This is a genomic window from Psychrobacter sp. APC 3426 (assembly GCF_030408035.1).
Classification (GTDB): domain Bacteria; phylum Pseudomonadota; class Gammaproteobacteria; order Pseudomonadales; family Moraxellaceae; genus Psychrobacter.
On the sequence record NZ_JASDCF010000008.1, the window covers coordinates 93597 to 103958 of the forward strand.

Below are 10362 nucleotides of genomic sequence, written 5' to 3' on the forward strand. Positions count from 1 at the left end.
CGTTAGTTATCATTATTAGTTATTTTAGCCAATCCCTTTATTACTCCCTTAACCAAGGACTCTCATGACTATTTCTCAAAACCCAACGTTTGATACCTTTAAAGGTTTATTCAACGAAGCTGAATTTGTCTATCGTCATCTAGGCTCAAATGAGACCAAGCAAGCTGACCTGCTCAGCGCAGTTGGCTATAAAGACATGGCGAGCTTCATTAACGATACCGTGCCTGAGCCTGTGCGCTTGCATAAAGAGCTAGATTTGCCTGTGGCGATGAGTGAGCATGCCGCGCTTGCTAAATTACGTACCATGGCAGACGACATCACGGTTAATAAGAGCTATATCGGTCAGGGTTACTCGCCTGTGCGCATGCCAGCAGTTATTCAGCGTAATGTGCTTGAAAATCCAGGTTGGTACACCGCTTATACCCCTTATCAAGCTGAAATCGCCCAAGGTCGCCTAGAAGCATTGCTAAACTTCCAGCAAGTTTGTATTGATTTGACTGGTTTGGAGATGGCTGGTGCGTCATTACTTGACGAAGCAACTGCTGCGGCAGAAGCGATGGCGATGTCAAAGCGTGTGAGCAAAAGCAAATCAAATCAGTTTTTTGTTGATGACCGTATCTATCCACAAACCTTAGATGTCATCAATACTCGTGCCAAATATTTCGGTTGGGAAGTCGTGGTCGGTGATTTTGAACTGGCTAAATCAGGTGATTATTTCGGTGCTATTTTCCAATATGTCGGTGTTGAAGGCGATGTAAAAGACTTAACCGACGTTATCGCAGCGGTAAAGAAAAATAAAACCTACGTCAGCGTTATTAGCGACATCATGAGCTTGGTGCTATTAAAATCACCAGCCGATATGGGCGCAGACGTGGCATTGGGTAGCACCCAGCGTTTTGGTATTCCAATGGGCTTTGGTGGTCCACACGCCGCCTACTTTGCCTTCTCTGATAAAGCCAAGCGCTCAGCACCTGGCCGTATCATCGGTGTCTCAAAAGACTCACAAGGCAATACTGCATTACGTATGGCATTACAAACCCGCGAGCAGCATATCCGCCGCGAAAAAGCCAACTCAAACATCTGTACCTCACAAGTATTGCTTGCTAATCTAGCGGGTATGTATGCGGTGTATCATGGTCCAGGTGGCGTGAAGCGTATCGCGACTCGTATCCATGCGTTTGCGACTGCCTTTGCAAATGTTATTAAACAAGCTAACGACAGCAATCTAAATGTGGTACATGAGCAGTTCTTCGACACGGTTGTTATTGATTGTGGTTCAGAAAGTCTTGCGACGCAGATTTTTGAAAATGCGGACAATGTTGGCTATAACTTATGGCGTTTGGGCGACAGTAAATTGGGCGTCGCCTTCAGTGAAATCAGCGATGAGCAAGACTTTAACGTTTTAACTCAGCTATTTGTTAGTAAATCACATGATTTACCTGAAGTGGCTAGCGTGTCACTTGATAGCGCCCACTTGCGTACTGACGACATCTTGAGCCATCCAGTCTTTAACTCGCATCATACCGAACATGAAATGCTGCGCTACTTAAAATCGCTTGAAGACAAAGATTTGGCGATGAACCGTAGTATGATTTCACTTGGTAGCTGTACCATGAAATTGAACGCGACCAGTGAGATGCTACCGATTACGTGGCCTGAATTTGCCAATGTGCATCCATTTGCACCGCGCGATCAAGTCACCGGCTACATTGCGATGATTGATAGCTTGCAAGAGCAACTGAAAGCCATCACAGGTTTTGATGAAGTGTCTATGCAGCCTAACTCTGGCGCTTCAGGCGAATATGCTGGTTTATTAGCAATCCGTCGTTACCATGAGTCATTGGGTGAAACGGACCGTGATGTTTGCTTGATTCCAATGTCAGCGCACGGTACCAACCCTGCTACCGCCATGATGATGGGTATGAAAGTAGTCGTGGTCAAAACCGATGACAACGGTAACGTAGACATCGATGACTTGACCGCCAAATGTGAAGAGCATAGCGCCAATCTAGGTGCCTTGATGATTACTTATCCATCGACGCATGGCGTGTTTGAAGAAGGCATCCGTCATATTTGTGATTTGATTCATAAGCATGGCGGTCAGGTCTATATGGATGGCGCCAACATGAATGCACAGGTCGGCATGATGCAGCCTGCTGATGTTGGAGCAGACGTACTGCATATGAACTTGCACAAAACCTTCTGTATCCCACATGGCGGCGGCGGTCCAGGCATGGGCCCTATCGGTATGAAGGCACACTTAGCACCATTTATGGCCAACCATACGTTGAGCCCTGTGCATAATGCGCAGAATGATTGCTCAGCGGTATCAGCAGCACCTTATGGTTCAGCAAGTATCTTACCTATCTCATGGATGTATATTGCCATGATGGGCCGTGATGGTCTGCTAAAAGCAACTGAGCTTGCGCTATTAAATGCCAACTATGTTGCCAGCCAGCTAAAAGACCACTACCCTGTTCTTTATACCGGTAAAAACGGCCGCGTCGCTCATGAATGTATCATCGATATTCGTCCATTGAAGGAAGAAACTGGCATCACTGAAAGCGATATTGCTAAGCGCTTGATGGATTATGGTTTCCACTCACCAACGATGAGTTTCCCAGTAGCGGGCACCTTGATGATTGAGCCCACTGAGTCTGAGTCTAAAGAAGAGTTAGATCGTTTTATCAGTGCGCTACAATCTATCAAAGCCGAAGCAATGAAAGCCAAAGCTGGCGACGATGGTTGGACGTTAGAAGACAACCCGTTGGTCAATGCGCCGCACACCGCGGCGATGATTACCAGCAGCGAATGGTCGCATCCGTACAGCCGTGATACGGCTGCATTCCCACTGCCTTACATTCGTGCCCATAAATTCTGGCCGAGTGTGGCACGTGTTGATGATGCTTATGGTGACAAGAACCTCATGTGCTCTTGCCCAAGCATCGAAAACTATATGTAGTTTTCAAACAACTATCAACAGTTAATATAAAAACAAACCTCCAAATCAGCTACTGATTTGGAGGTTTTTATTTTGTCTATCGTATTAAACACTTGCCACAATCAATGATAGTATTTGTTGATATCATCAGTTCTTTTACTTATATATCCTATTTACTTTTTTGGAGCGAACATGCAACAAAAAAACCGCGTCATTCTGATTCATGGTCTGCATCAAACCGCTTGGATTATGCGGCCATTGGCGAAACGCTTGCAAGTAGCAGGATTTGACACCCACCAATATGGCTATCGTAGTATGCGTGATGGCATCAAAACCAATAGTGCCCGATTAAATGACTGGCTAGAAAACCATCATCATCCTGACCAGCCAATCGATTTGGTCGGTCATAGTTTGGGCGGTTTGATTATTCGTGATTTTGTCACTGCATATCCGCAATGGCAAATTGGACGCTGCGTAACGCTTGGGACACCGCATTTAGGTAGTGTTTGTGCAGATTATATTTGGCGCTTGACGCCAGCTGTGATGGGGCGCTCGTACGTCGATGCACTAGATGGCACGGTCGCACCCTTACCGGAGCATATTACCTTAGGCGTAATTGCGGGTGATCGCCCTTATGGCTTGGGGCAGTTGTTTTTGCAGTATCATAATCGCAAACTACGTAAGACAAATAATATGCCATCAGCAGAACATCTGCTACACGATGGCACAGTATATATAGAAGAAACCAAAATAGAGGCCGCAACTGACCACATTGTCTTGCCCGTCTCGCACACTGGAATGCTGGTCGATAAAACAGTGGCCGCTCAAACCAAGTATTTTTTACAACATGGACAGTTTGACCATAGCGAGCTTAAGCGTTTATAAATACTAAGTACTTATAAACGCTATTTTTTATCACTTAGCGAACATTGATACCCATACCCTGCTGCAACTCGGTTTTATGCTCCTTAATCACCGGAATCAAGATTTGCATCACCCACTCATTGCGCCAGCCTTTTAACCCTTCTGGTAGTTCGCTTAAATCTTTATCAAAGGCAATCACTTCGTAGAGCTGTGCGAGCCATTTTTTACGCATCAATACATTAGCAGGCACGCCGATTTTTTCTGCTTGCTTATCTATCACGTGTTGTACCGCTTTTGACAGTACTTTGTTTTTTGAGCGATAGGGTGGTAATAGGCAGTCTGGATGTTCAGCAGGATGCAAGTTTTTTGCTTCCTTAATCACCTTGAGCAACTCTTCACCATATAGGCGAAGCATACTACGGTGCATCGTGGTTTTGTGCGCCAACTCGCGCATGTTGCTTGGCTTTTCCGTGATAATCTCACGTACCGCTTGTTTTTTTATGACAAAGGTACGCGGCTGATTGGTCGCCCGTGCCAGCTCCTCACGCCACGTTGCCACTGCTTGTAATATCGCCATTTGCTCAGAGGTATAACGATAATCTGCCATCGTTAGATACATCGCCTCATCTTCAACGTGCTGCGCGTCATACAAATCACTGGCATAAAGCTGGCAATCTGCCCATACATATTCAAACAGGCCTTTCTTCTTTAACTCATACTCAAGGCTTAAATAAAGCGCTGGCAAAAATCGCACGTCATCAATCGCATATTGCTCTTGCTCATCTGATAGCGGACGCTGTAGCCAGTCTGATTGGCTTTGTTCTTTATCGATGTGCATATCTAATTGGTCATCAAGCGCCTGCTGATAGCCCATTTGCAATTGGCCAGTTAAATATGACAGGGCAATTTGGGTATCAAAGATATTGGTCAATGGTGGACAACCAGATAATAGATAAAAAATCCCCAAATCCTCACCGCAGGCATGCCAAATCGCCACATCCACTTTCATCAGCGCTTGCCACAGCTCAGCCAATTGCAGTTGCGGGGCATCTAACAAATAAATATGGTCACCCACATTTAACTGTACCAATGCCAAGCGCGGATAATAAGTATCGCGCTTGATAAATTCAGTATCTAACGCTACCCGCCCGCAAGTTGCCAAGGCATCGATAACTTCTTTTAAACCATCTTGCTGACGTACCCAAGTGACCGAGGCTTCATCGGCGATATCTAGCAATGCATCGATATCTGGCTCGGGCGGCAAACCTGCGAGCGCTACCTCATTATTGACTGATAGTTTTGAGGGCTCATCATCAGTAGCAGCAGTATTGTCTGAGAGATTTGGTTGGATAGCAGCAGTTGAAGCAGTTGAAGCATGGTTGGACACGGGCAGATACCTGCATAAATAGGAGAAAATAAAACGCCAAACTGCGTCTTAATAAAAGTGAATAAGAAAACAATTATAACAATTTCATCAAATAAAATGGACAAGACTTGGTTTTTATAGAGAGTTTATGAAATTGCTATGCAGCATACTATAAGAAAGAGCGATTTTGCATGGCTTGTCCAAGGGTCATACTATCTAGGTACTCAAGCTCGCCGCCCATCGGTACGCCTTGCGCCAAGCGAGTGACCTTGTTGACATGACGACTGACCGCTTCACTGATAAAGTGTGCGGTGGTTTGACCTTCGACAGTAGTACCAGTTGCCAATATCAGCTCTTCAACAGGCTCTTGCTTAACCCGCCACACCAGCTGATCGATATTTAAATCATCGGCACTGATGCCGTCTATTGGCGATAAATGACCGCCTAAAACAAAATAGCGCCCACGATAGCCTGCGGTTTGCTCGATAGCCATCACATCGGCGGCGGTTTCGACCACGCACAATAAACCATCATCACGCCTTGGATCTTGGCATAATGGACAAACTGCCTCGTCGCTAAAGCTATGGCAGCGCTGACATTCGACGATATCGCGCATCGCCTCATCAAGTGCTTGGGCGAGCGCCATGCCTTGAGGACGTTTTTTGGTAAGTAGATGTAGCGCCATACGTTGGGCACTTTTTTGCCCCACGCCCGGCAAAATACGCAGCTGTTTGACCAGCTGATCAAATTTGGCTGTCAGCAAAGTAACTTCCTTTATTTAACTTAATTTATAAATCGTAGCTATAAAAATGGGGTCGTATCGTGTCGATAACAACCCCATTTATTAGACATTATGGTCAGATAACTTATCGCTAAATAACTATAAAATATGTCGCTTATCACTGCCAAAAATCAACATAACGAGTATAAAAAAGTTATATTTTTTGGCGTAGATATTAGAACATGCCTTGCATACCTGGTGGTAGACCCATGCCTGAGGTCGCGCCAGCCATGGTTTCTTCATAGAGCTCATCTGCTTGACGCACCGCATCATTGATAGCCGCTGCGATTAAGTCTTCAATCATATCAGGCTCATCTTCCAGTAAGCTTGGATCAATGGTCAAACGCTTAACCACGTGACGCCCTGTCATAGTAACTTTTACCAGACCACTGCCCGCTTCAGCTTGAACTTCTTTATTGGCCAATTCTTTCTTAGCGTTTTCAACGTTTGCTTCGACTTTCTTTTGCATCGTTTGTGCCTGTTGCATCAATGCTTGAATATTCATAATTGCCTCTTTGTCATTTATAGTAATACGTATAATAGTAGTGAATCGTTATTCATAACGTAATGTTCATGCGTTGACCGTGATTATACCGTTATCTTTACAAACTGTCTAAACCACGCGCCAAATCTTTGATGATATCTTCCACATCTTCTAAGCCGACTGACAAACGGATAAGGCTATCGTTAACGCCTGCTTCTGCGCGCGCCTCTGCACTCAAGCGAAAGTGGGTGGTGGTCGCCGGATGAGTAATGGTAGTCTTGGCATCGCCCAAATTATTGGTGATAGAGACCATTTGTGTTGAGTCAATCACATGCCAAGCCGCGGCTTTTGAATCCCTTTTGCTTGAATCAGCGCCAGCCGAGGATTTAACTTCAAAGCCCATGATAGCACCATAACCACCTTTCATATGGTGTTGACGGGTCGCCAACTCATGAGCGGGATGATCGCTTAATCCTGAAAAATGCACGGTGCTGACATTGGGATGATTGACCAAAAATTCTGCCACTTGATTGGCATTTTGGCAATGCGCTTGCATACGCAATTTAAGCGTTTCAAGCCCCTTAGTAAAGACCCAAGCGTTAAATGGGCTCATGCTGATACCGCCTGAGCGCACCACGGTAAACGCCTCTTGCATGAGGGTGTCGCTACCGACCAAAGCGCCACCCAATACCCGACCTTGTCCATCTAGATATTTAGTCGCAGAGTGAATGACCACATCAGCGCCCAAATCGAGTGGGCGCTGTAATGCTGGCGTGGCAAAGCAGTTATCAACGACCAATAAGATATCATTGGCTTTACATAACTGACTTAAATAGCCGATATCGCAGATTTGCGCCAACGGATTGCTAGGGCTTTCGCAATAAATCACTTTGGTATTTGGCTGCACAGCATTTGCCCACGCCTCATTATCGAAGCAATCGACATAACTGACTTCAACGCCGAACTTTGCCATATAGTTATTGAACAGACCGATAGATGAGCCAAATAATTGGTTGGCCGCAAGCAAGTGATCGCCCGCTTTTAGGTAGGCTAAGCACATGGTCAAAATCGCGCCCATACCTGAGGCAGTCGCCACCGCACGTTCACCATTTTCTAGGGCTGCCAAACGACGCTCAAAGGTACGTACACTCGGATTGGTATGACGTGAATACACGTTGCCCGTCTTGTCACCATTAAAATGCGCTGCCGCGTCCGCCGCCGACTCATAAACATAGGAGCTGGTGGTAAAGATAGCCTCTGAATGCTCACCCTCATCGGTGCGATGTTGCCCTGCCCGTACAGCGATGGTCTGCATGCCATAATCAAGGTCTAAATTAAGGGCATCACTGCGCCAGTTAGGGTCTACTTTATTCAAGTTTTTCTCATCACGCGGTTGCGACTGACTCATAAATCTTCCATTACCTTGGTTAATAGTAAAGTGGTTGGTCGTAAATTCATTGGTTATAAAGTGTTTGTTGGTATTTTGATTCTCAAGCGAATTCACCCGCGTTATCATAGCATGGCAACTTATTCCAAACATCTGGTTTCAAAGCCATACTAAATATTGTTTTTGAATACTGAGGTTAAGCCTCTAATAACTGATATCAGCATATTGATATAAAAATAATGCGACCAAAAGCATATCGATAAAAATTATCGCCTATCTCTTAAAAGACGAAGATATTATCTGATGGTTTTTTATCTAACAAAAATAACGTATTTATAATAGGCAGATATAGCAACAACTGCTAAGCTTAGCGACGATTCAGATTTTACCTTGAATGACGCGATGATAGCGTCTACTAATCAACGTTATTTATTAGCAAATATTATTGGCTATAAAAGTTATTATCTGTAAAAACAGACTGTATAAAGCTCAGAAAACAACCTATCTGTCTATTATCCGTCAATAAAGGCGCACTAAGGTAACCCCCGTTATGTCGATGTTTAGTATAGAACCAAGCAACTTATCGCTGAGCCTGACACTCGGATTGACGTTAGGTCTTAGTGCCTGCCAAATTTTACCCAAGCAGCCACACTTGCCTGAAAGCCAAGCCTTATCAGCGCGAGTCAACGCGTTGTATCAACAGGAAAGTAACCCATCAGCAGACACAACTGAAGCGAGCAGTACCGACTTGGTCGCAGCCATCAGTCAGCAGAACGAAATTCACCCTGACTTATCTGGTTATCATCCGATTGTAACCGGCGCAAATGCTTTTGCCTCACGCAGTATATTAACGGATATGGCCACGCGCAGCATCGACGCACAGTATTATATTTGGCACAACGATCAAGCGGGTCAACTACTGTTAAAAGACTTATGGGAAGCGGCTGAACGCGGGGTCATTGTCCGTTTATTGTTGGATGATTTTAATAACGACGCTGAATTCGATCAGCATTTGCTGCGCTTTGCCAGTCACCCAAATATTGCGGTACGTATTATCAACCCGCTGATGCATCGTAAGTTTCAAGCATTAAACTACGTCACCGGTCTGCCACGTATCAATCGGCGTATGCACAATAAAAGCATGACGTTTGACAAGCAGATTACCATCATTGGTGGACGTAATATCGGCAATGAGTATCTGAGTAATGATCAGAATAGCCAATTTGCAGACTTGGATGTATTACTCATCGGAAAGGTCGTGGCAGACATTGATAACAGCTTTGCCAGTTATTGGTCTTCTGCGCTGTCATTCGATATCGAAACTCTAGTCACGCTTGATAAGGGTAAAAATCCTGAATTTTTGTCCTCATTAGACAAACTGGGGCATGATGGACAGGATACAAGCAACAACAGTTTGACGGTTTATAAAGCCGCCTTGGAAGACTCTACTATAGATAGTGACCTCATCAATAAGCGCGTGCCGTTTCGTTGGACGGACATGCAGTTTTTAAGTGATGATGTTGGTAAGCTGATCAAGACCGTCCCTGCAAATACCAACTTGGTGCATCAATTACGTACTTTGCTCGGCAGTCCGACCAAGCAGCTGACCATTATCTCATCTTATTTTGTACCGACCAAAGACGGTGTGAGTACTTTGGTGCAGTTGGCGGAAGCGGGCATCGACATCAAAGTTTTGACCAATTCTTTTGATGCCACCGATGTTACCGCTGTCCATTCTGGCTATAGTCAATGGCGGCCTGCTCTACTGCGCTCAGGGGTAAAAATCTACGAGCTTAAGTCAACGGCTGCTGAAGAAAAGCGAGAAAACAAGCTGTGGAAAGCGCGCAGCCAATCATCAACCAGCCTACATGCAAAAACCTTTGCCGTTGATGATTATCAAGTATTTATTGGCTCATATAATGTCGATCCACGCTCTGCCAATATCAATACTGAAATGGGTGTCATTATCAATGATGATGAGCTGGCGCGGCAGCTGCATGGCGCACTTAGCGATGATTTATTGAGTCAAGCTTATGAAGTGAAGCTGTTAGATAATGGCCGCCTTCAATGGCATACCATGGAAGATGGCAAGCAAGTGGTTTATGATTCAGAGCCACGTGTCGACATGAGTGATCATGTTTGGCTTACCATTATGTCCTGGTTACCCATTGACTGGCTGCTATAATGCGCAACACTGACTATTCAGCAAAAAACAAACAACTTTATGGTTTTTAACTTAGACTCTATTAAGTTAAAAACCATGAGGTCAAAATCTAGGGCATGCATCGATTAACGCAGGTATATATTTAATAGCCTTATAGTCAGTTCAAAATAAAATTGTTATGGTTAGGACAAACATCATAAAACAACTTGGATAAGTCATTTTCCAACCAGCCTTGGCGTAGAAGCTTCACCTGAGCCCATTTTTTCTCGATAGGGTTCAGATCAGGGCTGTACGGCGGTAGCCAAAGAATACGATGACCATGCCTGTTCAGTAGCTTTTGAATGCGTTTATTCTTATGAAATCTGGCATTATCCA

Annotated in this window: 8 protein-coding genes; 3 read left to right on the forward strand and 5 right to left on the reverse strand. The window is 44.8% G+C overall.

The features are described 5' to 3' along the window. Window positions 1–64 precede the first annotated feature (64 nt). Entirely contained in the window at window positions 65–2962 is a 2898-nt protein-coding gene (gene gcvP / locus QL919_RS06500; protein ID WP_290188762.1) for an aminomethyl-transferring glycine dehydrogenase, read from the forward strand. 171 nt (window positions 2963–3133) lie between these two features. Continuing rightward, the gene (locus tag QL919_RS06505) at window positions 3134–3826 is read left to right on the forward strand and encodes an alpha/beta fold hydrolase (RefSeq protein WP_290188763.1); all 693 of its coding nucleotides are present in this window, start codon (window positions 3134–3136) and stop codon (window positions 3824–3826) included. 34 nt (window positions 3827–3860) lie between these two features. Here the strand turns inward: QL919_RS06505 and QL919_RS06510 are convergent, their stop codons facing one another. The 4 genes from QL919_RS06510 to QL919_RS06525 all read right to left on the reverse strand — a co-directional run bounded on the left by QL919_RS06510 (window position 3861) and on the right by QL919_RS06525 (window position 7844). Continuing rightward, window positions 3861–5192 (reverse strand): HRDC domain-containing protein, encoded by a 1332-nt coding sequence (locus tag QL919_RS06510; protein ID WP_290188764.1) that lies wholly within the window; start codon window positions 5190–5192, stop codon window positions 3861–3863. A 148-nt stretch (window positions 5193–5340) separates the two neighbouring features. Then, window positions 5341–5934 carry a recombination mediator RecR gene (gene recR / locus QL919_RS06515; protein ID WP_189584576.1) on the reverse strand — a complete coding sequence of 198 codons (594 nt, stop codon included), beginning with the start codon at window positions 5932–5934 and terminating at the stop codon, window positions 5341–5343. A 193-nt stretch (window positions 5935–6127) separates the two neighbouring features. Next, window positions 6128–6457: a YbaB/EbfC family nucleoid-associated protein gene (locus QL919_RS06520; RefSeq protein WP_025651278.1), complete on the reverse strand. Its 330-nt coding sequence runs from the start codon at window positions 6455–6457 to the stop codon at window positions 6128–6130. A gap of 97 nt (window positions 6458–6554) precedes the next feature. Then, window positions 6555–7844, reverse strand: a complete 1290-nt coding sequence (locus tag QL919_RS06525) for an O-succinylhomoserine sulfhydrylase (RefSeq protein ID WP_290188765.1) — start codon at window positions 7842–7844, stop codon at window positions 6555–6557. Between the two features lie 529 nt (window positions 7845–8373). On the opposite strand from QL919_RS06525, the gene QL919_RS06530 reads away from it, so the two are divergent. Next, the gene (locus QL919_RS06530) at window positions 8374–10008 is read left to right on the forward strand and encodes a phospholipase D family protein (RefSeq protein WP_290188766.1); all 1635 of its coding nucleotides are present in this window, start codon (window positions 8374–8376) and stop codon (window positions 10006–10008) included. A gap of 136 nt (window positions 10009–10144) precedes the next feature. On the opposite strand, the gene QL919_RS06535 is transcribed toward QL919_RS06530, so the two are convergent. After that, window positions 10145–10362: transposase (locus QL919_RS06535; RefSeq protein WP_290188767.1), on the reverse strand; the 218-nt coding region annotated here is incomplete at its 5' end.

What these genes read in the sequence shown, in the direction of transcription:
- gcvP (WP_290188762.1), top strand. Translation starts at nt 65, where the DNA reads ATGACTATTTCTCAAAACCCAACGTTTGATACCTTTAAAGGTTTATTC.
- QL919_RS06505 (WP_290188763.1), top strand. Translation starts at nt 3,134, where the DNA reads ATGCAACAAAAAAACCGCGTCATTCTGATTCATGGTCTGCATCAAACC.
- QL919_RS06520 (WP_025651278.1), bottom strand. Translation starts at nt 6,457, where the DNA reads ATGAATATTCAAGCATTGATGCAACAGGCACAAACGATGCAAAAGAAA.
- QL919_RS06525 (WP_290188765.1), bottom strand. Translation starts at nt 7,844, where the DNA reads ATGAGTCAGTCGCAACCGCGTGATGAGAAAAACTTGAATAAAGTAGAC.
- QL919_RS06530 (WP_290188766.1), top strand. Translation starts at nt 8,374, where the DNA reads ATGTCGATGTTTAGTATAGAACCAAGCAACTTATCGCTGAGCCTGACA.